General features: G+C 71.5%; 24 protein-coding genes and 1 riboswitch. Of the genes, 11 read left to right on the top strand and 13 right to left on the bottom strand.

Annotated elements, in window-relative coordinates; genetic code table 11:
• Positions 1-109: 109 nt before the first annotated feature.
• Entirely contained in the window at positions 110-703 is a 594-nt protein-coding gene (locus tag ACZ5WG_RS02150; protein ID WP_468719960.1) for a TetR/AcrR family transcriptional regulator, read from the bottom strand.
• Positions 704-788: 85 nt separating this feature from the next.
• Between ACZ5WG_RS02150 and ACZ5WG_RS02145 the strand changes: the two genes are divergently transcribed.
• A complete protein-coding gene (locus ACZ5WG_RS02145; RefSeq protein ID WP_468719958.1) occupies positions 789-1550 on the top strand; it encodes an SDR family NAD(P)-dependent oxidoreductase in 762 nt (253 codons plus the stop codon).
• Here ACZ5WG_RS02145 and ACZ5WG_RS02140 read toward each other — a convergent pair.
• Positions 1539-2126: a phosphoheptose isomerase family protein gene (locus ACZ5WG_RS02140; protein WP_468719956.1), complete on the bottom strand. Its 588-nt coding sequence runs from the start codon at positions 2124-2126 to the stop codon at positions 1539-1541. The genes ACZ5WG_RS02145 and ACZ5WG_RS02140 overlap by 12 nt on opposite strands.
• 190 nt (positions 2127-2316) lie before the next feature.
• On the opposite strand from ACZ5WG_RS02140, the gene nagB reads away from it, so the two are divergent.
• On the top strand, positions 2317-3102 hold the full coding sequence (nagB, locus tag ACZ5WG_RS02135; protein WP_468719954.1) for a glucosamine-6-phosphate deaminase: 786 nt from the start codon (positions 2317-2319) through the stop codon (positions 3100-3102).
• Positions 3103-3313: 211 nt separating this feature from the next.
• Here the strand turns inward: nagB and ACZ5WG_RS02130 are convergent, their stop codons facing one another.
• The 4 genes from ACZ5WG_RS02130 to ACZ5WG_RS02115 form a co-directional block, all read right to left on the bottom strand.
• Positions 3314-4822 (bottom strand): glycoside hydrolase family 3 protein, encoded by a 1509-nt coding sequence (locus ACZ5WG_RS02130; protein WP_468719952.1) that lies wholly within the window; start codon positions 4820-4822, stop codon positions 3314-3316.
• A gap of 6 nt (positions 4823-4828) precedes the next feature.
• Positions 4829-5665 carry a carbohydrate ABC transporter permease gene (locus ACZ5WG_RS02125; RefSeq protein WP_468720496.1) on the bottom strand — a complete coding sequence of 279 codons (837 nt, stop codon included), beginning with the start codon at positions 5663-5665 and terminating at the stop codon, positions 4829-4831.
• Between the two features lie 62 nt (positions 5666-5727).
• A complete protein-coding gene (locus tag ACZ5WG_RS02120; protein ID WP_468719951.1) occupies positions 5728-6744 on the bottom strand; it encodes a carbohydrate ABC transporter permease in 1017 nt (338 codons plus the stop codon).
• Between the two features lie 104 nt (positions 6745-6848).
• Positions 6849-8132 carry an extracellular solute-binding protein gene (locus ACZ5WG_RS02115; RefSeq protein WP_468719949.1) on the bottom strand — a complete coding sequence of 428 codons (1284 nt, stop codon included), beginning with the start codon at positions 8130-8132 and terminating at the stop codon, positions 6849-6851.
• Between the two features lie 291 nt (positions 8133-8423).
• Here ACZ5WG_RS02115 and ACZ5WG_RS02110 point away from each other — a divergent pair, with 291 nt between their 5' ends.
• The 3 genes from ACZ5WG_RS02110 (at position 8424) to ACZ5WG_RS02100 (ending at position 11742) form a co-directional block, all read left to right on the top strand.
• Positions 8424-9188 (top strand): GntR family transcriptional regulator, encoded by a 765-nt coding sequence (locus ACZ5WG_RS02110; RefSeq protein WP_030153577.1) that lies wholly within the window; start codon positions 8424-8426, stop codon positions 9186-9188.
• Positions 9189-9394: 206 nt separating this feature from the next.
• Entirely contained in the window at positions 9395-11548 is a 2154-nt protein-coding gene (locus ACZ5WG_RS02105) for a carbon starvation CstA family protein (RefSeq protein WP_468719947.1), read from the top strand.
• A complete protein-coding gene (locus ACZ5WG_RS02100) occupies positions 11545-11742 on the top strand; it encodes a YbdD/YjiX family protein (protein WP_133896922.1) in 198 nt (65 codons plus the stop codon). The genes ACZ5WG_RS02105 and ACZ5WG_RS02100 overlap by 4 nt, the downstream gene beginning before the upstream one ends.
• 53 nt (positions 11743-11795) lie before the next feature.
• Here ACZ5WG_RS02100 and ACZ5WG_RS02095 read toward each other — a convergent pair whose 3' ends face one another.
• Entirely contained in the window at positions 11796-12380 is a 585-nt protein-coding gene (locus ACZ5WG_RS02095) for a Uma2 family endonuclease (RefSeq protein ID WP_468720495.1), read from the bottom strand.
• Positions 12381-12458: 78 nt separating this feature from the next.
• Between ACZ5WG_RS02095 and ACZ5WG_RS02090 the strand changes: the two genes are divergently transcribed.
• The 6 genes from ACZ5WG_RS02090 to ACZ5WG_RS02065 all read left to right on the top strand — a co-directional run bounded on the left by ACZ5WG_RS02090 (position 12459) and on the right by ACZ5WG_RS02065 (position 19063).
• Positions 12459-12959 carry a GNAT family N-acetyltransferase gene (locus tag ACZ5WG_RS02090; RefSeq protein ID WP_468719945.1) on the top strand — a complete coding sequence of 167 codons (501 nt, stop codon included), beginning with the start codon at positions 12459-12461 and terminating at the stop codon, positions 12957-12959.
• A 51-nt stretch (positions 12960-13010) separates the two neighbouring features.
• Positions 13011-13134: riboswitch (cobalamin riboswitch) on the top strand.
• 140 nt (positions 13135-13274) lie between these two features.
• On the top strand, positions 13275-15668 hold the full coding sequence (locus ACZ5WG_RS02085) for a ribonucleoside-diphosphate reductase subunit alpha (protein WP_468719943.1): 2394 nt from the start codon (positions 13275-13277) through the stop codon (positions 15666-15668).
• On the top strand, positions 15668-16681 hold the full coding sequence (locus ACZ5WG_RS02080) for a ribonucleotide-diphosphate reductase subunit beta (RefSeq protein ID WP_048475403.1): 1014 nt from the start codon (positions 15668-15670) through the stop codon (positions 16679-16681). Before ACZ5WG_RS02085 ends, ACZ5WG_RS02080 begins: the two co-directional genes overlap by 1 nt.
• 85 nt (positions 16682-16766) lie before the next feature.
• Positions 16767-17477: an AraC family transcriptional regulator gene (locus ACZ5WG_RS02075; RefSeq protein ID WP_468719941.1), complete on the top strand. Its 711-nt coding sequence runs from the start codon at positions 16767-16769 to the stop codon at positions 17475-17477.
• Positions 17478-17524: 47 nt separating this feature from the next.
• A complete protein-coding gene (locus ACZ5WG_RS02070; RefSeq protein WP_468719940.1) occupies positions 17525-17911 on the top strand; it encodes a DUF3703 domain-containing protein in 387 nt (128 codons plus the stop codon).
• Between the two features lie 183 nt (positions 17912-18094).
• Positions 18095-19063, top strand: coding sequence for a helix-turn-helix domain-containing protein (locus ACZ5WG_RS02065; RefSeq protein WP_468719939.1), 969 nt, complete (start codon positions 18095-18097; stop codon positions 19061-19063).
• Between the two features lie 9 nt (positions 19064-19072).
• On the opposite strand, the gene def is transcribed toward ACZ5WG_RS02065, so the two are convergent.
• The 6 genes from def to ACZ5WG_RS02035 form a co-directional block, all read right to left on the bottom strand.
• A complete protein-coding gene (def, locus tag ACZ5WG_RS02060; RefSeq protein WP_468719938.1) occupies positions 19073-19708 on the bottom strand; it encodes a peptide deformylase in 636 nt (211 codons plus the stop codon).
• Positions 19709-19774: 66 nt separating this feature from the next.
• The gene (locus tag ACZ5WG_RS02055) at positions 19775-20773 is read right to left on the bottom strand and encodes a tetratricopeptide repeat protein (protein WP_468719937.1); all 999 of its coding nucleotides are present in this window, start codon (positions 20771-20773) and stop codon (positions 19775-19777) included.
• Positions 20774-20878: 105 nt separating this feature from the next.
• Positions 20879-22177 carry an HD-GYP domain-containing protein gene (locus tag ACZ5WG_RS02050; RefSeq protein ID WP_468719936.1) on the bottom strand — a complete coding sequence of 433 codons (1299 nt, stop codon included), beginning with the start codon at positions 22175-22177 and terminating at the stop codon, positions 20879-20881.
• Positions 22174-23763 carry an HD-GYP domain-containing protein gene (locus tag ACZ5WG_RS02045; protein WP_468719935.1) on the bottom strand — a complete coding sequence of 530 codons (1590 nt, stop codon included), beginning with the start codon at positions 23761-23763 and terminating at the stop codon, positions 22174-22176. The genes ACZ5WG_RS02050 and ACZ5WG_RS02045 overlap by 4 nt, the downstream gene beginning before the upstream one ends.
• A gap of 178 nt (positions 23764-23941) precedes the next feature.
• Entirely contained in the window at positions 23942-24244 is a 303-nt protein-coding gene (gene rsrA / locus ACZ5WG_RS02040) for a mycothiol system anti-sigma-R factor (protein ID WP_053784609.1), read from the bottom strand.
• Positions 24241-24885 (bottom strand): sigma-70 family RNA polymerase sigma factor, encoded by a 645-nt coding sequence (locus tag ACZ5WG_RS02035; RefSeq protein WP_008741505.1) that lies wholly within the window; start codon positions 24883-24885, stop codon positions 24241-24243. The genes rsrA and ACZ5WG_RS02035 overlap by 4 nt, the downstream gene beginning before the upstream one ends.
• Positions 24886-25015: the final 130 nt, after the last annotated feature.

The raw sequence follows: 25015 nt of genomic DNA, 5'->3' as shown, positions 1-25015 counted from the left end.
CCGGACGGGCTGAGGGTCCCGTCCCGGCACCGTGGCCCAGAGGAATTTCCGGGCGGAATTCTTTCGGTGCGCGATCCGCGGGGCGCGTTCGCCCGCTTACCGCGACTGCCTACTGCGGCCAGGCCGCCATCGCCAGTTCCGCCACCGCTTCCAGTTCTTCCCGGCTCGCCCCGTCGCGCGACTGCTGGGACATCCCCACGAGCACCGCCAGCGCGTAGCGGGCCAGCGCCTGCGCGTCCGTACCGGCGGGCAGCGCGCCGGCGGCGACGTCCGCCCGGATCCTGCGCTCGAACACCTCCAGGTTGGCGTTGCGGCGCTCGCGCAGGGCCCGGGCCACCTCCTGGGAGGTGGTGTTGACGGCCGCGCTGATCACCAGGCAGCCCGGGGGGTGGGCCGGGTCGGTGTAGATCTCGGCCGCCTCGCGCAGAACGCGCCGCAGGCCGGCCCGGGCGGTGGGCTCCTCGGCCAGGGCCGCGCGCGCGAAGTCGGTGTAGCGGCCGCCGTAGACCGCCACGACCTCGTCGAACAGCTTGCGCTTGTCGCCGAAGGCCGCGTAGAGGCTGGGCGCGCCGATGCCGAGCGAGGCGGTCAGGTCGGAGATCGAGGTCGCCTCGTACCCGCGCTCCCAGAAGGCGAGCATCGCCTTGTCGAGGGCGGCGTCGCGATCGAAGGAACGGGGCCTGCCGCGCTGTCCGGTCACCATGGGCTCATTCTATAGCGAGCGCTACTTAATCTGGTACGGTCCCTTTCTATAGCGACCACTAGCAAATGCTGAAGGGGGGCGCGTCATGGGCGTGCTCAAGGGGAAGACGGCACTGGTCACGGGCGGCAGCCGGGGCATCGGACGGGCGGTGGCGGAGCGGCTGGCCCGGGACGGGGCACTCGTCGCCGTGCACTACGGGCGCAACGAGGAGGCGGCGAAGGAGACGGTCGCGGCGATCGGGGCGGCCGGCGGCCGGGCGTTCGCGATCGGGGCCGAGCTCGGGGTTCCGGGCGATGCGCAGGCCCTGTGGGCGGCGTACGAGGCGCACCCGCAGCACACCGACGCGGTCGACATCCTGGTGAACAACGCGGGCGCCGCCACGTTCGCCGGCATCGCGGACACCGACGAGGAGACGTACGACCGGGTGCACGCGCTCAACGCGAAGGCGCCGTTCTTCGTGATCAAGCACGGACTGGCGCGCCTGCGGGACGGGGGCCGGATCGTGAACGTGACCGGCACCCCGGAGATCGCCCTGCCCGCGATCCTGGCCACGATCACGGCCAAGGGCGCGGTGAACGCGCTGACCCGGTCCCTGGCCGCCGAACTCGCCCCGCGCGGGATCACCGTGAACTCGGTGGGCCCCGGCATCACGGAGACCGACCTCAACGCGGCCTGGCTGGCGGACCCCGCGGCGCGGGCGCACGCGTCCTCCCGCTCCGTCTTCGGGCGGGTGGGCACGGCGGATGAAGTCGCCGACGTGGTGGCGTTCCTGGCCTCGGCGGACTCCCGCTGGGTGACGGGCCAGCACCTGGACGCGACGGGCGGTCTCCAGCTGTCACTGCTCTGAGCCGGCGCGCGGCCCCGGACGCCGGTTCGACGACACTCCCCAGCGGGTCTCGGTGACCTTGGCCAGTGCTCTCGGGGCGTCCGGGTCCTGGCCGCGGGCGATGGCGACCTCGTACGCGAGGAGCTGCAGCGGGAGGATCTCCAGCAGCGGCTGCAGCTCCTCGGGCACGCCGTCGACGGGCAGCCCGAACCCGGTGGCCGTCTGCTCGACCTGCTCCTTCGACCCGACGGCGAACAGGTCGGCTCCCCTGGCCCGCAGCCTGTCGAGCACGGGCTGCAGCGCCTCGCCGCCGCGGCGGTCGGGCCGGGGCCTGGCGCCGTACGCGGTGATGGTGGACGTGGAGCTGAGCCCGCAGGGCAGTCCGCGCCCGACCTCGAGCAGGTACTTCCCGTAGAGCGCTGCGTGATCGGAACTCCCCCGGGCGGCGAGCAGGACGAACCGCGGCTGCCGCTCGGCGATCGCCCGGGCCGTCCGCGCGATGGGCCCGGCCCCGTCTGCGAGCGTCCGCCGCCACACCTCGGGCTGCTGCGCGATCTCGGCGGCCATGATGCTCCCGTGCCGCTCCACACCGGGCATGTGCGCCACCTCCGCGTACCAGAATCCCGCGGCCGGGGTCGCGCTGCACGTCCTGGCGCCGGGAGGCCGGGGGCGGGGAACCGGATCACCATGAGAGGGAGGGGAGTGGGCGAAGACCGGCCTGGAGCGGCCCCGCCTCTGCTAGATTGGTCTATACCACATCGTCCCACTCCAGATCGGCAGGCCCCGCGTGGAAGTTGTCATCGTCCCGGACGCCAAGGCAGGCGGCGAGCTCATCGCGGAGGCCATGGCCGCCCTGGTCCGCCGCAAGCCCGACGCCCTGCTCGGCGTGGCGACCGGCTCTACCCCGCTGCCCGTCTACGAAGCCCTGGCCGCCAAGGTGAAGGCCGGCGAGCTCGACGCCTCCCGGGCCCGCATCTGCCAGCTCGACGAGTACGTCGGCCTGCCGGCCGGGCACCCGGAGTCGTACCGCGCCGTCGTGCTCCGCGAGGTCGTCGAGCCGCTCGGCCTGTCCGAGGCCGCCTTCATGGGCCCCGACGGCTCCGCCGCGGACGTCGTCGCGGCGTGCGAGGCGTACGACCGCGCGCTGGCGGAGGCCGGCGGCGTGGACCTCCAGCTGCTCGGCATCGGCACCGACGGGCACATCGGCTTCAACGAGCCCTGCTCCTCGCTCGCCTCCCGCACCCGCATCAAGACACTGACCGAGCAGACGCGCGTCGACAACGCGCGCTTCTTCGACGACGACATGGACCAGGTCCCGCACCACGTCATCACCCAGGGCATCGGCACCATCCTCGACGCCCGCCACCTGGTCCTGCTCGCCACCGGCGAGGGCAAGGCAGAGGCCGTCGCGCAGACCGTCGAGGGGCCCTTGTCGGCGCTGGTCCCGGCGTCTGCGCTGCAGTTGCACCGGCATGCGACGGTGGTCGTGGACGAGGCCGCCGCGTCCAAGCTGAAGCTGGCGGACTACTTCCGGCACGCGTACGCCAACAAGCCCGCGTGGCAGGGGCTTTAGGCGGCACCTCCCCCACGCACACGAAGGGCCGGGCTCCCCTGAGGGGGTGCCCGGCCCTTCGTCTTCGTCCGCCGTACGGGTGGCCGCTGCGCGGGGCTCTCCCGCCGCCCCGCCCTTCCCCCTCCCCCGGACTCCGTCCGGGGGACCCCAACCGGGCTCTGCCCGCGCGGGGGTTCGGGGGCAGAGCCGTCGGCAGCCGGCCCGCGCGGGCCTACGCTCCCGCGATGATCTCCGCGGCCGCGCGGCCACAGACGCGCGAGGCTCCGTGCGTCGCGATGTACAACGCGCCGCGGGGCTCGGCCCGGGGGACTCCCATCTCCACCACCACCGTGTCCGGCCGCGCAGTGACCAGCGCGTCCAGGGCCTGCGCCATCCACGGGTGGCGGTGGGCGTCGCGGACCACCGCCACGACGGTGCGTCCGCCTGCCGCCGCCAGGACGTCACCGGCCGTGGCGCCCTCCGGGAACACCCCGGACCCCGTTCCCGGTACCAGCGCGGCCAGTTCGGCGGCCACGCCCCACGGGGTCTCGTCGCCCACCGCGATGTTCGCGACGGGCGCGAGCGTGGCGACGTACGGGGCGGTCACGGGCGCGGCGGTGCCGGAGACGACCACGGCGCGGCGGGCCGCCGCCAGGCCGATGCCGGGCGCGCTCCCCTCCAGCGGCGCGCCCGGCGCGGCGGCGGCCCGGGCCTCCCGGGTCCATGCGGCCAGCGCCCGTACCCGGGCGGCGGCGTCGGCGAGCCGCTCCTGCGCCAGCGCGCCCTCCCGTACGGCCGCGACCAGGGCGTCGCGCAGCCGGAGCACGGTGGCCTCGTCGGCGAGCCCGCCGCCGACGCAGATCGCGTCGGCGCCGGCCGCGATGGCGAGGACCGAGCCGCGCTCGATGCCGTACGTCCCGGCGATGGCGTTCATCTCCATGCCGTCGGTGACGATCAGGCCCTCGTAGCCGAGCTCCTTGCGCAGCAGGCCGGTCAGGATCTGCGGGCTGAGCGTGGCCGGGCGGGTCGGGTCGAGGGCGGGCACCAGGATGTGTGCGCTCATCACGGCCTTGGTGCCGGCCTCGATGGCCGCCCGGAAGGGCACCAGCTCGCGCGCCGCCAGCGTGTCCAGGTCCACGTCGATGCGCGGCAGGGCGTGGTGCGAGTCGACGTTGGTGTCGCCGTGGCCCGGGAAGTGTTTGGTGCACGCGGCGACGCCGGCGGCCTGGAGGCCCTCGACGTAGGCGGCGGTGTGCCGGGCGGCGAGGTGGGTGTCGGCGCCGAAGGACCGTACGCCGATCACCGGGTTGTCCGGGTTGGAGTTGACGTCGGCGGACGGGGCCCAGTTGAGGTTGACGCCGCACTCGGCGAGGCGGCGGCCGAGCTCGCGGGCGACGTCCCGGGTCAGCGCGGTGTCGTCGACGGCGCCGAGGGCCAGGTTGCCCGGGAAGGACGAGCCGCCGCGGACCTCGAGGCGGGTCACGTCGCCGCCCTCCTCGTCGATGGCGACGAGGACGTCGTCGCGCTCGGCGCGCAGTTGCGCGGTGAGCGCGGCGAGCTGCTCGGGCGAGGCGATGTTGCGGCCGAAGAGGCCGACGGCGGTGAGGCCTTCGCCGACCTGGCGGAGCAGCCACGCCGGGGCGGTGGTGCCCTCGAAGCCGGGCTGGAGGACCGCGAGGGCGTCGCGGGTCAGCTGATCGTTCGAATCGGACTCGGTGACGCGGTGCGCAAGGACGGTCATGTGGCGTTATCCCTTCACGGCGCCGGCGGTCATGCCGCCGACGGCCTTGCGCTGGAGGAAGACGAAGATCACCAGGACCGGGACCGCGAACAGCGAGGACGCGGCCATGGTGGCGCCCCAGTCGTTGCCGAAGGCGGTCTGGAACTGGGTCAGCCACAGGGGCAGGGTCTGGGCGGTCTTGTCCTTGTTGAGGATCAGGACCATCGCGAACTCGTTCCAGGCGGTGATGAAGCCGAAGAGCGAGGTGGACATCAGGCCGGGCGCCAGCAGCGGGAAGATCACCTTGCGGAAGGCCTGGCCGCGGGTGCAGCCGTCGATCTGGGCGGCCTCCTCCAGCGTCACCGGGACGGCGGCGATGAAGCCGCGCAGGGTCCAGATGGTGAAGGGCAGGACCATCACGAAGTAGATCGCGGTCAGCAGCGGGAGGCTGTTCAGCATCTCGGCGTCGCGGGCGATCATGTACATCGCGATGACCATGACCTCCCAGGGGGCCATCTGCGCCATCATCACGCCGAGCACGAGGCCCTTGCGGCCCTTGAACTTCATGCGGGCGATGGCGAAGCTCGCGGCGAGGGCGACGGCCAGGGCGAGGACGACGGCGCCGACGGTCACGAGCAGGCTGTTCTGCACGTACGTCCAGAACAACTCGACGCCGGTGGCCTTGGTGAAGTTGTCCAGCGTCGGGGTGAAGACGAAGACGGGGTCCTTGGAGAGGATCTCCCCGGACGGCTTGAGGGCCGAGGAGAACATCCAGTAGACGGGGAAGACGAAGACCACGGCCAGGACGAGGGCGCCCAGGTTCTTCGCCACCGTGCCCGGGCGGAGCGGGCGGCGCGTGCGCAGCCGCTGTGCGGGCTTCGGGTGCTTCGGTGCGGCGGGTGCGGGCTTCGGCGCGGTGGTGGTGCTCACTGCTCCTCCTCCTGCTTCAGGATCAGGCGGAAGTAGAAGGACATGACGATCACGAGCATCACGATCGTCAGGACGGAGATCGCAGCCGCGAGCGCGTAGTGGCCCTGGCTCTGGCCCTCGACGAAGGCGAAGACGGGCAGGGTCTCGGAGGCGCGGTCGGGGCCGCCGCGGTTCATCGCGTAGACCTGGGTGAAGGCCTTGAAGACCCAGATCACCTCGAGGAACGTGGTGACGAGGAAGAACGGCTTGAGGTTCGGGAAGACGACCTGCCAGAACGTCTGCCAGCCGTTCGCGCCGTCCATCCGCGCGGCCTCGTACAGCTCACCGCTGACGGTGGTCAGGCCTGCGTACATGTTGAGGGCGACGAAGGGGACGGAGCCCCAGACCACCAGGACGGTGACGATCACCAGGGTGGAGAAGCCGGACTCGAACCAGTTGTGCTGCTCGTAGCCGGAGAAGCCGAGGGTGCGCATGACCCAGTTCATGACGCCGAACTGCTCGTCGAACAGCCACTGGAAGACGGTGACGGACGCAACGATCGGCATGGCCCAGGCCATCACCAGGGCCATCGAAAGGACCAGGCGCATCCACTTGCCGAGCCGGTTCAGCAGGATGCCGAGGAGGCTGCCGATCACCATGATCAGCGCGACGTTGGCCGCGGTGAAGGCGAAGGTGCGCACGACGACGGTCCAGAAGTGCGCGTCGCCCAGCAGCTGGGTGTAGTTGTCGACCCCGTTGAAGGGCGCCTTCCGCTGGATGAACTCGATCTTGTCGACCTTCTGGAACGACAGGATCACGTTCTTGACCAGCGGGTACAGCAGCAGCGTGGCCAGGCTGAGGACCGCGGGCCCGATCAGGAGGTACGGCAGCCAGCCCGAGGGGAGCGACGTTCTGCCCCGGCGAGGAGACGAGGGAGTGGTCCCGGTGGTGGTGGGCGGCGTCTGCTGCCGTCCGGCGGACTTCGGTGGTGCGTCCTGTGGAGCGGTCGCCGCTCCCTGGGAGTGCACGGTCATGTCTTGGTTACCTCGGCTGCGGTCGGGCGTCGCACAGGTCTGTCGTTGCGCGACCGGGGGTGCGGCGGGCGCGTGGGCGCCGGCCGCACCCCCGGTGCTACGTGCTACTTGTTGATGCGGTTCGCGATTTCCTTGTCCGCGTCCGCGCCCGCCTTGGCGGCGTCCTCACCCTTCAGGACCTTGGTCATGAACTCCTTGAGCGGGTTGGGCTCGGTCTCGACGTTCGCCCAGCCCGGGGTGACCGGGGTGATGCGGCCGTTGACGCCGCCCTTGCCCATGGCCTCGGCGAAGGAGCCCGCGGCGGGGGTGAAGTTCGCGGCGGCCTGGTTCGGGAGCAGCGCGCCCTTGGTCTCGGCGGCGTACTTCGTCATCTGGTCCTTGCCTGCGGCGAGGGCCAGCCACTCCTTGGCGAGCTCCTTGTTCTTGGAGCGCTCGGCGACGGCGAGGTTCGAGCCGCCGAGGAAGACGGTGCCCGGCTTGTCGGCGGTCTTGCCCGGGATCGGGAAGTAGCCGAAGTCGGCCTCCTTGCCCGCCTCCTTCAGAGCCTTCTCCGCGCCGCCGGCCTCCCAGCCGAGACCGATCCAGGACGCCACGCCGCCCTTGGGAACGACGTCGGTGGACTGCTGCGGGGTGGCCTCGTCCTTGTCCTTCGGGGCGGTGGAGTAGGACTGGAGCTTCTTGTAGAACTCCATCGCGGAAGCGGCCTGGGGGGTACCGAGACCGCCCTTCCACTTGCCGCCGTCCTTGACGGCGAGCTCGCCGCCCTCGTCCCAGACGAAGCCGGCGAGGACGTACCAGCTCTGGCCGGGAAGGTAGATCGGCTGCGAGGCGGGGTCCGCGGCCTTGAGCTTGTCGAGGCCGGCGATCCACTCGTCACGGGTGGTCGGCGGGGTGACGCCGGCCTTCGCGTAGGCCTTCTTGTCGTACACGACGACGCGGTTGGCCGCGTACCAGGGAGCGGAGTAGAGCTTGCCCTCGTACTCGGCCGAGGCGAGCATGCTCTTCTGCCAGGCGTCCGCGCCGAGCTTGGACTTGTCCTTGGTCAGGTCGGCGAGGCCGCCGGTGACCGCGTAGCCGGCGGTCTGGGTGTTGCCGAGCTCGAGGACGTCCGGCGGGGTGTTCTCGGAGAGGGCCGTGGTGACCTTCTCCTGGATGCCCTTCCACTGCTGCTCTTCGACCTTGACGGTGACACCGGGGTGCTTGGCCGAGAACTCCGCGTTGACCGCGTCGATCCAGGCCTTCGGCGCGGAACCGTCCATCACCCAGACGGTGATCTCCTTGGCGCCGCCCGCGTCGGTCTTCCCCTTGTCGTCGCCGCCGTTGCCGCACGCCGCGACTCCGACCATCATGCCCGCGACACTGACCGCCGCGATGAGCTTGCGCTTCACGCCACCCTCCTCAGGGATGCTGCCTGCAACTTCCCTCGCCCGCCGCGGTGACATGCACCAAGTACTGCCCGTGGGGCCGGGATCTGATCCATATTGGTTTAGACCAGTAACCGGAGCTTGGCCTAGACCTTTAGGGGTGTCAAGGGTCTAATGAGCGGGTGATCGGTCCGTTACCGGACCGACACCTGGGGGAGGGAGGAGGCCTGCCCTCCCACCCGTGTCACGATGTGACCGCACATATCGGAGGAGCCGGTGACGGCAGCGAAACTGGAGTCGGGAAGGCGGGCGGCGATGTCCACCGAAGGGGCGACCACGGAGCCGGAAGGCGGGGCAGCCACTCGCACGGCGCGTGTGCCCAAGTACTACCGACTCAAGCGGCACTTGCTCGACATGACCGAGACGCTGCCCCCCGGCACGCCGGTACCGCCGGAGCGCACGCTCGCGGCCGAATTCGACACCTCGCGGACCACCGTGCGCCAGGCGCTCCAGGAGCTCGTCGTCGAGGGCCGGCTGGAGCGCATTCAGGGCAAAGGCACCTTTGTCGCGAAACCGAAGGTCTCCCAGCCGCTCCAACTGTCCTCGTACACGGAGGACATGCGGGCCCAGGGGCTGGAGCCCACGTCCCAACTCCTCGACATCGGCTACGTGACGGCCGACGACACCCTGGCCGGGCTGCTCAAGATCGCCACGGGCGGCCGGGTGCTGCGCATCGAGCGGCTGCGCCTCGCCAGCGGCGAGCCGATGGCCATCGAGACCACCCACCTCTCGGCCAAGCGCTTCCCCGCGCTGCGCCGCTCGCTGGCCAAGTACACCTCCCTCTACACCGCCCTCGCCGAGGTGTACGACGTACGGCTCGCGGAGGCCGAGGAGACCATCGAGACCTCCCTGGCCACCCCGCGCGAGGCGGGCCTGCTGGGCACCGACGTCGGCCTGCCGATGCTGATGCTCTCCCGCCACTCCCTGGACGCCGACGGCGAACCCGTGGAGTGGGTCCGGTCGGTGTACCGCGGCGATCGTTACAAGTTCGTCGCCCGACTCCAGCGCCCCGCCGTGTGATTCGTAGTTGACTCTCGTTCCGCTATACGGACGGGGGCTTACGTTCACCGGGCGGCCCCCGTAGATTCCCTGCGCTTAAGCAGATGATCAACGAGGGGACGAGGATCATGCCGGAACCGGAAGCAACAGGTACAGAACGGAACGCGGCGAGTCCGGGCACGGCGGCGGACTCGCCTTCCGCATCAGGGGACATGGCGCCGGGGGGCATGACCCCGAAGGCGATCGCCGTCTGGGTGCTCGTCGGCCTCATCGGGGCCCTCGGCTGGGGCATCCTGGCGCTCTCGCGCGGCGAGGAGATCTCGGCCGCCTGGCTGCTCGCCGCCGCGCTGGGCTCGTACGCCATCGGCTACCGCTTCTATGCGCGGTTCATCTCCCACCGGGTCCTGAAGGTCGACAAGACGCGGGCCACCCCGGCCGAACGCCTTGACAACGGTGTCGACTTCCACCCCACCGACCGCCGGGTGCTCTTCGGCCACCACTTCGCCGCCGTGGCCGGCGCCGGTCCGCTGGTCGGCCCCGTGCTCGCCGCACAGATGGGCTACCTGCCGGGCACCATCTGGATCGTCGCGGGCGTCATCTTCGCGGGTGCCGTCCAGGACATGGTCACCCTCTTCTTCTCCACCCGCCGCGACGGGCGCTCGCTCGGCCAGATGGCCCGGGACGAGATCGGCCCCGTCGGCGGAGCCGCCGCCCTGGTCGCCGTGTTCGCCATCATGATCATCCTGCTGGCCGTGCTCGCACTGGTCATCGTCAACGCGCTGGCGCACTCCCCCTGGGGTGTCTTCTCCATCGGCATGACCATCCCGATCGCCCTCTTCATGGGCTTCTACCTGCGCGTGCTGCGGCCGGGCCGGGTCACCGAGATCTCCGTCATCGGGGTCGCCCTGCTGCTGCTCGCCATCGTCGCGGGCGGCTGGGTCGCCGAGTCCTCGCTGGCGAGCACCTTCACCCTGGAGAAGGAGACCCTCGTCCTCTGGATGGTCGCGTACGGCTTCATCGCCTCGGTGCTGCCGGTGTGGATGCTGCTCGCGCCCCGCGACTACCTCTCCACCTTCATGAAGGTCGGCACCATCGCGCTGATGGCGGTGGGCGTGGTGCTGGCGATGCCGACCCTGAAGATGCCCGCGGTCACCGACTTCGCCGCCCGCGGGGACGGGCCGGTCTTCGCCGGGTCCATGTTCCCCTTCGTCTTCATCACCATCGCCTGCGGAGCCCTGTCCGGCTTCCACGCACTGGTCTCCTCGGGCACCACCCCGAAGATGATCCAGAAGGAGACCCAGGTCCGGGTCATCGGCTACGGCGCCATGCTGACGGAGTCCTTCGTCGCCGTCATGGCGATCATCGCGGCCACCATCATCGAGCCCGGCCTGTTCTTCGCGGTCAACTCCCCCGCCGGCGTCATCGGCACCACCGTCGAGAGCGCCTCGCAGGCCGTGACCAACTTCGGCTTCGCCGTCTCGCCCGAGTTCCTCGCGCAGGCCGCGAAGGACGTCGAGGAGGCCAGCCTGCTGTCCCGTACGGGCGGCGCGCCGACCTTCGCACTCGGAATGTCGGAAATCTTCTCGTCCGTGGTCGGCGGCGCCGGGATGAAGGCGTTCTGGTACCACTTCGCGATCATGTTCGAGGCGCTGTTCATCCTGACGACCCTCGACGCGGGCACCCGCGTCGGCCGGTTCATGCTCCAGGACACCCTCGGCAACGTGCACAAGTCCTTCAAGGACATCAGCTGGAAGCCGGGCGTGTGGCTGGCGAGCGCGCTCGTCGTCGGCGGCTGGGGCTACTTCCTGTGGGTCGGCATCAAGGACCCGCTGGGCGGCATCAACCAGCTGTTCCCGCTGTTCGGGATCGCGAACCAGCTGCTCGCGGCGGTGGCCCTGGCCGTCTGTACCACGCTGCTCGTCAAGTCCGGGCGGCTCAAGTGGGCGTGGGTGACCGGCGTCCCGCTGGCCTGGGACGTGGCCGTCACGCTCACCGCGAGCTACCAGAAGGTGTTCTCCGACGACGTGAAGGTCGGCTTCTTCGCGCAGCGCGACAAGTACCAGACCGGCATCGACGCCGGGAAGGTGCTGCCGCCCGCCAAGAACATGGACGAGATGCACACCGTGGTCACCAACGCCACGGTGGACGGCGCGCTGTCGGCGCTGTTCGCCATCCTGATCATCATCGTGCTGCTGGACGCGGCGCGGACCTGCTTCAAGGCGATCGCCGCCCCGGAGACGGTCCGGCTGTCCGAGGTCCCGTGGACCGAGTCGAAGATCATCGCCCCGGCCGGGCTCATCGCGACGCCCGGGGAGCGGGCGGAGCTCGCCGCCGCCGGCCTGGACTCGGGCGGCGGCCGCGTGAAGGAGCCGGTGGCGTGAGCGGGGTCCGCGCGGCGCTGGCGAAGGCGCGGTACTTCGTACGGGAGTTCTCGGGCGAGGCGGCGTACGACCGCTACGTGGCCCACGCCCGTACGCACGACCCGGACGCGGAGGTCATGACCCGCCGCGCCTTCGAACGCGCCCGCACGGACTCGCGCGAGGCGGATCCCCGCGAGGGCTTCCGCTGCTGCTGAGCCCCTGTAGCCGAACGGCCCCGCCCGGGACACCGGCGGGGCCTTCGGCGCGTTCAGTGCACCCACTCCTTGAGGGGCTCGGTGGGCAGGGTGATGCCGACGGGTTCGGGAAGTTCGACGTCCTTGCCGAAGGGGACAGTGCGGACGCTCTCGTAACGGCTGCCGTCCGGCTCACTGTGGACGGTGACCTCGCAGGTATCCCGGTCGATCAGCAGGTACACCGGAATGCCGGTCTCCGCGTAACCACGGGGCTTCTCGTGTCGGTCGCGGGCGTCCGTGTCAGTGTCGTACGACGTGACCTCCACGACCATCAGCACGGGGTCGGGCTCGGCCCATTCCCCGTGTCCTGCGAGAGAGGCGGTCAACACCAAGACGCCATCGGGCCGAGCACGGCCATTGCGATACCGCTGGACCTTGATCCCCTGCTCAGCGTAGAACCACAGGTCCGGCCGCGACTGCATGCACATACGGGACAACCACACGATGATCGTCCCGTGGTCCCCGTCCGGCACTGCCTTGACCCCCAGCTTCCCGTTGATGAACTCGAACCGCAGCCCCTCGACCTCTCTGGCGGCCATCCGCGCCACGGTCTCGAACTCTTCGGTCAGCATCTGGGGCCGGTCTGTCATCACGGTCATGCCTCGCTCGCCTTCCTCGACGGTGCTGTCTCCGACGATAGCGCCGGGCACCGACACCCGTCCGGCACACTCGACCGCATGGACATCGTGATCAGGGAAGCGCTGGCGGCGGAGTACGGGACGCTCGGGGAGATCACCGCGCAGGCCTACCTCGGGGACGGGCTGCTCACCTTCGGCGAGGAAGACCCGTACCTCGCGCGGCTGCGGGACGTGGCCGGGCGGGCGCGCGACGGGGTGGTACTCGTCGCCGCCGCGAGCGACGGGCAGCTCCTCGGCGGTGTGGCCTTCGCCGCGCCCGGGAGCCCGCTGTGCGACATCGCCCGAGCCGGCGAGGCCGAGTTCCGGATGCTGGCCGTCGCCCGGGCGGGCCGCGGGCGGGGCGCCGGGGAGGCGCTCGTACGGGCCTGCATGGAGCGGGCGAGGGCCATCGAGGGCGTACGGCGCCTCGTCCTGTCCACCACGGACGACATGGTCGGCGCCCATCGGATCTACGAACGGCTCGGCTTCGTCCGTACGCCCGAACGGGACTGGGAGCCCGTCCCCGGCCTCACTCTGCTCACGTACGGTCTCGAACTGTAGCCACGCCGACACAACATCTAGGGGGTCGCACAGGAAGCGGCCCCCACATGTATGCTCATGCTCGCTGTCGTCGCAGGGGAATCCGGTGCGAATCCGGAACTGTCCCGCAACGGTATGAAGTACACCCATTGGTGTCACCGCAAGTCCGAGGACCTGCCGACAGTGCGCCCGGCTCGACCGAACCGGGTGCCGACACGTCCGGGCCCCGCGGTTGGGCCGGTGGACGCCGCGCGGTGCTGCCCCGTCATGCCCGCGCGCGCCCGCTCGCGCCCGCCCCGCAGGTGTCCCGGAGCCGAGCGAGGGAGAGCTCCCCCCGTGACCATCGCGCCTTCCGCACCGCGCGCCGAGTCCGACCCGTCCGACACCGGAATCGAGACCGGGGGACCTGGGGCCGCACTGCTGCGTACCCTCACCGAGCTGACGGCCGACCTCCCCGACACCGACCCGGGCCGGATCGCCGCCGCCGCGCTCCGCGGGCGCAGCGCCGCCGCCGACGAGGCCGAGCTGCGCGGGCTGGCCACGGAGGCCGCCGCCGGTCTCATCTCCGAGGACCCGGCGTACTCCCGGCTCGCCGCCCGGCTGCTGACGCTGGCGGTCGCCGAGGAAGCCGCCGGCCAGGGGGCCACCTCCTTCTCCGCCTCCGTCGCGGTCGGCCACCGCGAGGGCCTGATCGCGGACCGCACCGCCGAGTTCGTGGCGCTGCACGCGAGCCGCCTGGACGCGCTGGTCGAGCACACCCTCGCCGAGGGCGCCGACGACCGCTTCGGCTTCTTCGGCCTGCGCACCCTGCACAGCCGCTACCTGCTGCGCCACCCGATCACCCGCCAGGTCGTCGAGACCCCGCAGCACTTCATGCTGCGCGTGGCCTGCGGCCTCGCCGAGAACGAGAGCGTCCAGGCCGTCGAGGAAGTGGCCTCCCTCTACCGGCTGATGAGCCGCCTCGACTACCTGCCGTCCTCCCCCACGCTCTTCAACTCCGGCACCCGGCACCCGCAGATGTCCTCCTGCTACCTGCTGGACTCCCCGCTGGACGAGCTCGACTCGATCTACGACCGCTACCACCAGGTCGCGCGCCTGTCGAAGCACGCCGGCGGCATCGGCCTCTCGTACTCCCGCATCCGCGCCCGCGGTTCGCTGATCCGCGGTACGAACGGCCACTCCAACGGCATCGTGCCGTTCCTGAAGACCCTCGACGCCTCCGTCGCCGCCGTGAACCAGGGCGGCCGCCGCAAGGGTGCCGCCGCCGTCTACCTGGAGACCTGGCACGCGGACATCGAGGAGTTCCTGGAGCTCCGCGACAACACCGGTGAGGACCAGCGCCGTACGCACAACCTGAACCTGGCGCACTGGGTCCCGGACGAGTTCATGCGCCGCGTGAACGCGGACGCCGACTGGTCGCTGTTCTCCCCGGCCGACGTGCCGGAGCTGGTCGACCTGTGGGGCGACGAGTTCGACGCCGCGTACCGCAAGGCCGAGGCGGACGGCCTGGCCCGCAAGTCCATGCCCGCCCGCGACCTGTACGGCCGGATGATGCGCACCCTCGCGCAGACCGGCCAGGGCTGGATGACCTTCAAGGACGCCTCCAACCGCACGGCGAACCAGACCGCCGAGCCGGGCCGGGTCGTGCACTCCTCCAACCTGTGCACCGAGATCCTCGAGGTCACCAACGACGGCGAGACCGCCGTCTGCAACCTGGGCTCGGTCAACCTGGGCGCGTTCGTCCTCACCGAGACGGGTGAGATGGACTGGGAGCGGCTGGACGAGACCGTCCGCACCGCCGTGACCTTCCTCGACCGCGTCGTGGACATCAACTTCTACCCGACCGAGCAGGCCGAGCGCTCCAACTCCCGCTGGCGCCCGGTCGGCCTGGGCGCGATGGGCCTGCAGGACGTCTTCTTCAAGCTGCGCCTGCCCTTCGACTCCGCCGAGGCGAAGGCCCTCTCCACCAAGATCGCCGAGCGCATCATGCTCGCGGCGTACGAGGCCTCCTGCGACCTGGCCGAGCGCCACGGCGCGCTCCCGGCCTGGTCGGAGACCCGTACGGCCCGCGGTGTCCTGCACCCGGACCACTACGACACCGAGCGCGCCTGGCCCGAGCGCTGGGACGCACTGCGCGCCCGCGTCGCCGAGACCGGCATGCGCAACTCGCTGCTCCTCGCCATCGCCCCGACGGCGACGATCGCCTCGATCGCCGGCGTGTACGAGTGCATCGAGCCGCAGGTCTCGAACCTCTTCAAGCGCGAGACGCTGAGCGGCGAGTTCCTCCAGGTCAACGGCTACCTGGTGGAGGAGCTGAAGAAGCTCGGCGTGTGGGACGCCCAGACCCGCGAGGCCCTGCGCGACTCCAGTGGCTCGGTCCAGGGCTTCGGCTGGATCCCGGCCGAGGTGCGCGAGCTGTACCGCACGGCGTGGGAGATCCCGCAGCGCGGCCTGATCGACATGGCGGCGGCCCGTACGCCGTACCTCGACCAGTCGCAGTCGCTGAACCTGTTCCTGGAGACGCCCACCATCGGGAAGCTGTCCTCGATGTACGCGTACGCCTGGAAGCAGGGTCTGAAGACCACGTACTACCTGCGCTCGCGCCCGGCGACGAAGATCGCCCGCGCCGCGCAGGCGGCCACCCCCGTCGCACTGCCCCAGGCGGTCGCCGATGCCGAGGCGCTGGCCTGCTCCCTTGAGAACCCCGAGTCCTGCGAGGCCTGCCAGTAATGAGCTCGACCGACAAGAACCTCCTGGACCCGGGCTTCGAGCTCACGCTCCGCCCCATGCGCTACCCGGACTTCTACGAGCGCTACCGGGACGCGATCAAGAACACCTGGACCGTCGAGGAGGTCGACCTCCACTCGGACGTCGCCGACCTCGCGAAGCTGACGCCCGCCGAGCAGCACATGATCGGCCGCCTCGTCGCGTTCTTCGCGACGGGCGACTCGATCGTCTCGAACAACCTGGTGCTGACGCTCTACAAGCACATCAACTCCCCGGAGGCGCGCCTGTACCTGTCGCGCCAGCTGTTCGAGGAGGCCGTGCACGTCCAGTTCTACCTGACGCTGCTCGACACCTACCTGCCCGACCCGGACGACCGCGCGGCCGCCTTCGACGCGGTCGAGGAGATCCCGTCGATCCGCGAGAAGGCGCAGTTCTGCTTCAAGTGGATGGACTCGGTCGAGAAGATCGACCGGCTGGAGACGCAGGCCGACCGCCGTCGCTTCCTGCTGAACCTGATCTGCTTCGCCGCGTGCATCGAGGGCCTGTTCTTCTACGGCGCCTTCGCGTACGTGTACTGGTTCCGGTCCCGCGGCCTGCTGCACGGCCTGGCCACCGGCACCAACTGGGTGTTCCGCGACGAGACCATGCACATGAACTTCGCGTTCGAGGTCGTGGACACGGTCCGCAAGGAGGAGCCGGAGCTCTTCGACGACGCGCTCCAGCAGCAGGTCACGGACATGCTGAAGGAGGCCGTGGAGGCGGAGCTGCAGTTCGGCCGCGACCTGTGCGGTGACGGCCTGCCGGGCATGAACACCGAGTCGATGCGCGAGTACCTGGAGTGCGTCGCGGACCAGCGCCTGGTCCGCCTCGGCTTCCCCGCGGTGTACGGCTCGCAGAACCCGTTCTCCTTCATGGAGCTGCAGGGCGTCCAGGAGCTGACGAACTTCTTCGAGCGCCGCCCGTCGGCCTACCAGGTCGCGGTCGAGGGCACGGTCGACCTGGACGAGGACTTCTGAGTCGCCTGCTCCGTCGCTTGATGGCGTCCCCGCCCGTGGGGAGGAACATCCCGGTTTCCGGGGTCTCGGGCGGGGGCGCTTCGCCGTGTCCGTGACCGGGTGGGCCGGGCGGGCGCGGTTGCGGCCGGGGGGCGTGGTGTACGGGGGCGCCGTCGGCTCCGCCACCGCGCACGCGCACCACTCCGTGCAGGTCATCGCCGCGCTCGGCGGGGACGAGCTGCTGATGGCCGGGCCGGCCGGGGAGCCGTTCCGGTGCCGGGCCTACGTGGTGCCGGCCGGGGTGCGGCATTCCGTGCTGGGCGGGGTTCCGCACGGGGTGGTGCTGCACTACGACCCGCTCTCCGGCGCCGGGCGCCGGCTCGCGGCGCTGGCGGGGGACGCGGGGGACCTTGTACCGGATGCGCTGCCCGCCGATCCCTTCGAGGCGGCCTGCGCGCTGGACTCCGCACTGTCGCGGGGGCCGCTGCCGACGGCGGATCCGCATCCGGGGCTGGTGCGGGTGCTGGACTGGCTGCCCGGGCGGGAGCACGTACGGCTGTCCGAGGCGGCCGAGGTGGCGTGCCTGTCGGAGAGCCGCCTCGCGCACCTCTTCCGGTCCGAGCTGGGGCTGCCGTTCCGCCCGTACGTGCTGTGGCTGCGGCTGATGCACGCGGTCGAACTCGCCTCCCGGGGGCACTCCCTGACGGATGCGGCGCACGGCGCGGGCTTCGCCGACGGGGCGCATTTCAGCCGGGTGTGGCGGCGGATGTTCGGGATCGCGCCGTCGGACTTCACCCGCACCATCCAGTGGATGTAGCAGGTTCGTTCAAGCGCCGAAGGCCCTGTCGGCCGCACCGTGGACGCATGCGAAACATGATGAGCAAATGCGTCGCCGCCTGCACGGGGAAGGCCATGCCGCCCGCCGTGCGCAAGGCCTTCGAGGCCGAGCTGCGCCGCGCCCGCGACGCCTCGCCCGACACCCGCGCCATGTGGACCGCCCTGGAGCGGGCCCACATCATCTCCCAGGCCTGGGCCTGGCCCCACACCCGTGCGCACTGGCACATGTTCCGGCTCGCGGTGCGCTGCCGGGACCGGGCGGAGACGGTGGGGCAGGTGGTGCGGATCCTGGTCGCGGGGGCCGGGTCAGCGACCGGGCGCGTGCCGTACGGAAACACCGGGCGTACGGCGGCGGGGCTGCTCACTCCCATGCCCGTACCGGATGATCTGCGCGCGCTGCTTGGCCGCGCGTAGCTGCCGGTCGATGCGGCGGTCGCGCAGAGCACCGTAGAGCGCGGGGCCGAGGAGGAAGGCGGCGATGGCGAGGACGACGAGGTGGTCGAGGAAGGTGTTCATGGCTCCACTCTCCTCAGTGCGGCAAAAACCGGACAGTGGCAGGACTGTCATGAAAGAGCGAATTACTGCCACACTGGAGTCATGCTGAACAACGTGGCCGTGGCCCTCGTCAATGGCGTCGCCCCGTTCGAACTGGGGATCTTCTGCGAGGTCTTCGGGATCGACCGCAGCGAGATGGGGCTGCCGGTGTACGACTTCGCCGTGTGCGCGGCGGAGGACCGGCGTTCCCGGACCGGCGACGGGCATTTCGACGTCGTCGTCCCGTACGGGCTGGAGCGGCTGGAGGGCGCGGATCTGATCTGCGTGCCCGCCGACCGCGCGGCGGCGACCCGGGAGTACCCCGAACCGCTGCTGGAGGCGCTGCGCCGGGCCGTCGACCGGGGTGCGCGGGTGCTGAGCGTGTGCAGCGGGGCCTTCGTGCTCGGCGCCGCCGGGCTGCTGGACGGCCGGCGCTGCACCACGCACTGGATGCACTCGCCGGCCCTGGCCCGGCGCTTCCCGGAGGCGAGGGTGGACCCCGACGTGCTGTACGTGGACGAGGGCCCGGTGATCACCGCTGCGGGCACGGCTTCGGGCATCGACGCGTGCCTGCACGTCGTCCGCCAGGAGCACGGCGCCGAGGTGGCCAACACGATCGCCCGGCGGATGGTCGTCCCGCCGCACCGGGACGGCGGCCAGGCGCAGTTCATCCGGCGGCCGCTGCCGCGCACGGCGTGCGACACGGTGGGCGAGGTGATCGGGTGGATGGCCCGCCACCTGGACGAGGAGATCACCGTCGAGCAGCTCGCGGAGCGCGCACACATGTCACCGCGCACCTTCGCCCGCCGCTTCCTCCAGGAGACCGGGACGACCCCGTACCAGTGGGTGCTGCGGCAGCGCGTCCTGCTGGCTCAGGAGCTCCTGGAGGCCACGGACGACACGGTCGACGCGATCGCGGGCCGCAGCGGCTTCGGCAACGCGGCGGCCCTGCGCCACCACTTCCTGCGCGCCCTGGGCACGACCCCGAACGCCTTCCGCCGCACGTTCCGGGGCCCGCAGGCCGTGGCCTAGGCGTACGGCTCAGGCGTTCGGGACCGTCTCGTAGCGCGGGGTGCCCTCTTCCATCTGGCGCAGGGCGTCCTTGCGGTCGCGCTTCGAGAGGCGGTCGATGTACAGGTACCCGTACAGGTGGTCCGTCTCGTGCTGCAGGCAGCGCGCGAAGTAGCCCGTGCCGCGCACCTTGATCGGATTGCCCTGCGCGTCCTGGCCGGTCACCTCGGCGTAGTCCGGGCGGGCCAGCGAGGCGTACGCGGTCGGGACCGACAGGCAGCCCTCGTTGGAGTCGTCGAGCACGCGGGAGCCGGCCGGCAGCTCCACGAGCTCGGGGTTGACCACGACGCCGGTGTGGCGCACGCCGTCGTCGTCGGGGCAGTCGTAGACGAAGACCTTGGCGTCCACGCCGATCTGGTTCGCGGCCAGGCCCACGCCCTCGGCGGCCTTCTGGCTGGCGAACATGTCGTCGATCAGCTGCGCCAGTTCGTCGCCGAACTCGGTGACGTCCTTGCACTCGTGGTGGAGGACCGGGTTGCCGACGACCGTGATCGGGCGGGCGGTGCCGCGCTCGCGGTGGGCGAGCTCGCGCTCCGCACAGTCCTCGGTGTCCACGACGTACCCGTCGTTCACAAGCTCGACGACCTCGTTCTCCTGCTGCGCCATGTCCGCCGTACGCCTTCCGTAAGTCCACCCGTTCACCAATGTGCCGGTACAGCCTACGGTGCCCGGTCAGCAGACTTCCTCGAGATCCCGCCACTCCCGGGTCTCCGGGCTGTCCGCGACCCAGCCGTCGAGCAGTCCGCGCACCAGACCGGCGGGCGCAGCGATGCCGCATTCCCGCTCCGGCACCCACAGCGGGCCGGAACCGTTCGTACGGTGGCCGAGCGGTCCGGGATGCCCCGGCTCGCTGTGGTCGTGCGGGTCCAGGTGCTCGCCGTCGCCCTCGCCGCTCGGCATCACGCTCTCCGAGCAGGTCCGGCACAGCAGCCGCACCGACGACGACCAGTCCTCGGCGGCGAAGCCCGCGTCCGAGGCCAGCTGCTCCAGCGCGTCACGGTCCGCCTCGGTGGCCGCCTCCAGCAGCACCACCCAGGTCGGCACCGGCGAGGGCGCCCACAGCTCGATCTCGTCGAAGACGGGGTACGAGGGCCCGGCCGCCGTGACCCGCTCGCCGTGCGGGACCCCGTCGTGCAGGACGACCTCGCCCCAGCGGCGTCCCGAGGACGGCAGCGGGATCGACAGGACCTCCATGCGGGCCGGGTCCAGCCGGCGGCCCCAGACCACCTCGGCCTCCCCCTCGGGGGAGAGCCGTACGGCGGCGCTGCCGAGCTCCATGCCGACCGGTTCGCCGCTGTTCTTCTTCCCGCCGGCGGCGTCCCCGGGCACCTTCAGCCCGTACGCCTGCCAGGCCCGGCGGGCCAGCGGCCAGTCCTGCAGCGCGGTCGCGGCGATCCCGACGTTCCACCAGTCCGGGGCGCCTGTCTCGCGGTCCAGCAGGGCCACGGCGCGCAGCCCGGCGGCCCGCGCCTGCTCCCAGTCGTGCCGGAACTTGTGCAGCAGGGCGAGGTTGAACCAGGACTCGGACAGCCAGGGCTCCAGGTCCGCTGCTCTGGTCAGCAGCGCACCCGCATCCTCGTACCGCCCGTCGCCGATCAGCGTGAACGCGCGGTCGGTGGCCTGCCGCCACGAAGCGGAGGGCCGATGCCGTACCTTCCCGAAGATCCTCACGATTCCCGCCTGCCGGTCCAACGGTGCAGCCTTGCGGACACCCTCACGGACACTCCTACTGGCATCCAACCATGCCCACTCGGACGGCCGCTCATTACCCATGGGTTACCCAAGTGGGACTTGACCGACTCTGTCACGTCCGCCCCTGGCCAGAACCCTTGCAAGACATTCCACGACCTCTGGCTGATAGTCGCGCCCGGTGCCCAGCCGGAGCTGCTCCAGGGCCACCAGTGAGCCGTCCGGGTGACGGGTCCCGCCCAGCAGGTCGTCGTACGCGTTGACCGCCCGTACGATGCGCGCCGCGACGGGCTGGTCCCGGTACGGGTCCGCCTGCCGCTCCACGACCACGGCCACCTCGGCGGGCACCCCGGTCTGCCGGGCGACCTCCCCGCCGAGCACGGCGATCCGGCGGGCCTCGGCGGCGGGCAGCCCGGCGGTGGCCCCGGCCCGGACCGGGTCGACGAGGGAGAGCTGGCCGATGTCGTGCATGAGGGCGGCGTATTCCAGCACGGTGAGCTCCCGCTCCGACAGCCCGAGCTCCCGGCCGACGGCGCAGCTCAGCGCGGCGACGCGGCGGGAGTGCCCCGGGCGGGTACAGCCGGCGATCTCGGTGGCCCGGGCCAGGGAGGTGATGGTCTGGCGGTAGGTGGTGCGGATCGTGGTGATCCGGTGGAAGGACAGCTGGGTCAGCAGCAGGGGGACGCAGAGGACGGGCAGGGCCCACAGCCCGGCGACGGCCACGCCGAGGGCCATGACGACCCCGGTGGCGCAGATCGCCGAGCCGATGCCGAGCCGGCCGCGCAGCTCGTCGCGCAGCAGCGGCCCGTACGGCCAGCCCGTGCGGGCACCGGCCGGCGCGGCGGCGAGCACGGCGTCGCAGAGGGCGGTGAGGCCGAGCAGGAAGAGCAGGAAGAGGACGAGGTACGGGCCCTGCCCGATGCCGTGCTCGAGCCGGCCGGAGTTGTAGAGCGGCTGGAAGCAGACGGCGGCGAAGGCGACGGTGAGGACCCGGCGCGCCAGGTGGTCGGCGGCGGGGCCACGGCCCCGGGCGATGTGCGGGACGATCCCGGCGAGCGCCGCGGCGACGACGACGGCGACGATCTGGAGCACCCCGTGGTGGGTGGACTGGGCGGCGTTCGGGCCGAGCAGGGCGTACGCGAGGGCGCCGGCGGAGCCCAGCGGCGCGGGCCGGCGCTCCTCGGCCGCGTCCCGGGCGGCGCCGGGCTCGCCGTCCGCCCGGCGGTCACCGGTGTCGCGGCGGGCGAGCTCGCCGCAGGCGATCAGGATGCCGAAGGCCAGGGCGGTGCCCGGCTCGACGACGCCGTACCACAGGGTGTGCCCGAGCCCGGCCAGGGTGAGCGCCCCGGCGGCCCCGCGCACCGTCCACACGACCGCGCCCCTCATGCCCCGCCCCCGCCGTCCGGTTCCTGCCCGGCCCGCGGGTCCACGGTCCGCACGCCCAGGCGGGCGCCCTGGGCCGGGAGCCCGGACAGCCCGGGGCCGCCGGGGTCCGGGACGGCCTCGGCGGGGACGTCCGCGACAGGTGCGGCGGCTGCGGCTGCGGCGACGGCCGTCGGCACACGGCCGGAAGCGGAAGCGGAACCGGCCGGGATCACCTGCACGTCGTCGTCCGCGGTGACCACCGGGTGCCAGCCGTCCCGGCCGATCGCGTCCACCAGCGCGTACACCATCGCCGGGTCGAAGTGCGCCCCCGCACACCGTTCCAGCTCTGCCAGGGCCACCGGCACCGGCCGGGCCCGGCTGTACGAGCGGGTCGAGGTCATCGCGTCGAAGGCGTCGGCAACCGCCACCACCCGGGCCAGCACCGGGATCTGCTCACCGGCCAGCCCGTACGGATAACCGGTGCCGTCGACCCGCTCGTGGTGGTGCAGGATCGCGGACCGGGCCTCCCCCAGGAAGCCGATGCCGCGCACCATCTCGTGCCCGTACTCGGGGTGCAGCTCGATGACCCGGCGCTCCTCGGGCGTCAGCGGCCCGTCCTTGCGCAGCAGCCGGGTCGGGACGCCGAGTTTGCCGACGTCGTGCAGGATCCCGGCGATCCGGACGACCTCGAGCCGGTCCTCGGCCATGCCCAGCTCGCGGGCGATCATCGCCGAGGCCTGGCCGACGCGCTCGCTGTGGCCGCGCGTGTAGCGGTCCTTGAGGTCGACGGCCTGGACGAGCGCCCGGATCGTGGCCTGGTGGGCGGCCTGTTCGCGGTGGTACTGGGCGAAGACCCAGCAGGAGATGTACATCGGCAGCAGGACGAGCAGCGCGGCCGGGAGCCCGTACGGGCTGCGCCACATGACGGCCATCATCAGCCCGGCGAGGCCGTGCACGCAGTGCGGGGCCAGGGAGCGCGTGAACAGTCCGCGCCACGCGGTCCGCGCGGGCCGTCCCCCGGCGGCGGCCAGGATGCCCGCGTCGAGGGCGGTCAGTACGAGGCAGAAGGCGGCGGCCGCGGCCGCCGCGGGGAGCAACGCGTACGGGAAGTCCGCGAGCCGGCCGGCCGCACCGGGCGGCCCGGCCCCCCCGAGGGCCGCGCCGAAGGACCCCTCGAAGGGGCCTGCGCCGAGCGCGGCCGGCCCGCCCAGCAGGGCGAACGTCCATCCCGCGGCCCAGGCTGCCGTGGCCTGCTGCGCCGCGTGCCACACCCGGCGCACCCGGGCGGGGCGCTGGACCACGGCCTGGGCGAACCCGCCGGGCAGCGCGACGAGCGCGGCTGCGGCCGGCGGCAGCAGGAAGACGGCGGCGAGCACCACGGGGAGGAAGGAGCCGATGCCCTCGGGGACCCGGCTGCGGCTGCCCGGCAGCGGGCACAGCTTGACGAGTTCACAGCCCAGGTAGAGGAGGGCGAGCAGCCCGACGACGGGCCAGGAGGTGCCGGAATCGGCGAAGGCCGGGGCGGTGCAGGCGAATGCCGCCAGGACGGCGCACAGGATGACGGCCCACATGAGGGAGGGGCGCGCCGCCGGCGGAAGTACCCGCATGGCGCTCTCCTCCCGTGTGCCGTGCGCACCCGGTGCCGCCGCATCGCACGGGCACCGTCTGGGGAGAATAGGTGGGGCCCCTTGTGGAGCGGGCCACATTTTCGTATTGCGCCGTACGGGCGCCCCCGGATTAGCACCTTCGGGTGAACGAAGTGGGCTTCCAGGGGCGGTTGTTCGATCAGCCGGTGGCGGGATCCGCGGTCACGTCGTGATCGGGGACGGCCTGGCCCGAACGGATCAGCTCGATCCGGCCCATGACCTTCGAGCGCAGATCGGTCGGCACGTCGTCCGAACCGCAGCAGCGCTTCACCAGCTTCTTCACGGCCTGCTCGAGGCCGTACTTCTCCAGACAGGGATTGCACTCGCCGAAGTGCGTCTCGAACTTCGTGCAATCGCTGTCCGGCATCTCGTGGTCCAGGAACTCGTACAGGTGGTCCAGGACCTCAGAGCACTCCGTCTCGTGCGGCTCTCCGCAGCTCATGAGCCCGAGCCTTTCAGGTCGTTCGACTCTCCCGCGCCGGCGGGGACCAGCCCGCGCTCACGGGCATAGTCCTCCAGCATTCCGCGGAGTTGACGGCGGCCACGGTGCAGTCGCGACATGACCGTACCGATGGGTGTACCCATGATGTCCGCGATCTCCTTGTACGCAAAGCCTTCTACGTCGGCAAGATAGACCGCGATGCGGAACTCCTCCGGAATGGCCTGAAGCGCTTCCTTCACATCCGAATCGGGCAGGTGGTCGAGCGCCTGCGATTCGGCGGAACGCAGTCCCGTCGACATGTGCGACTCGGCGCGCGCCAGCTGCCAGTCCTCGATCTCCTCCGCCGCACTGCGCTGCGGTTCACGCTGCTTCTTGCGGTAGGAGTTGATGAACGTGTTGGTCAGAATGCGGTAGAGCCACGCCTTGAGATTGGTGCCCTCGCGGAACTGGTGGAAGGACGCGTATGCCTTCGCGTACGTCTCCTGGACCAGGTCCTCGGCGTCGGCCGGATTGCGCGTCATGCGCAGTGCGGCCGAGTACATCTGGTCGAGGTAGCCGAGGGCGTCCCTCTCGAAGCGCGCATTGCGCTCCGGGGTTGTCTCCTCCGCGTGGCCTTCGTCGGTCCCAGCGACAGGACCCACCTCCTCCGACTGCGTGACGGCTCCGAAAGCGGACCCGCTCGAATCGGAGAATAGTCGACCATCCCGGCCTTCCGCCGCCTGAAGCAGGCCGCGCTTGGGCCCGGGCAGGACCGTCCAGTCCAGGCCTGCC

This window comes from Streptomyces sp. NPDC032745 (genome assembly GCF_055579465.1).
The sequence above is the reverse complement of the archived record's forward strand: the minus strand, read 5'-3'. Positions and strand labels throughout refer to the sequence as shown.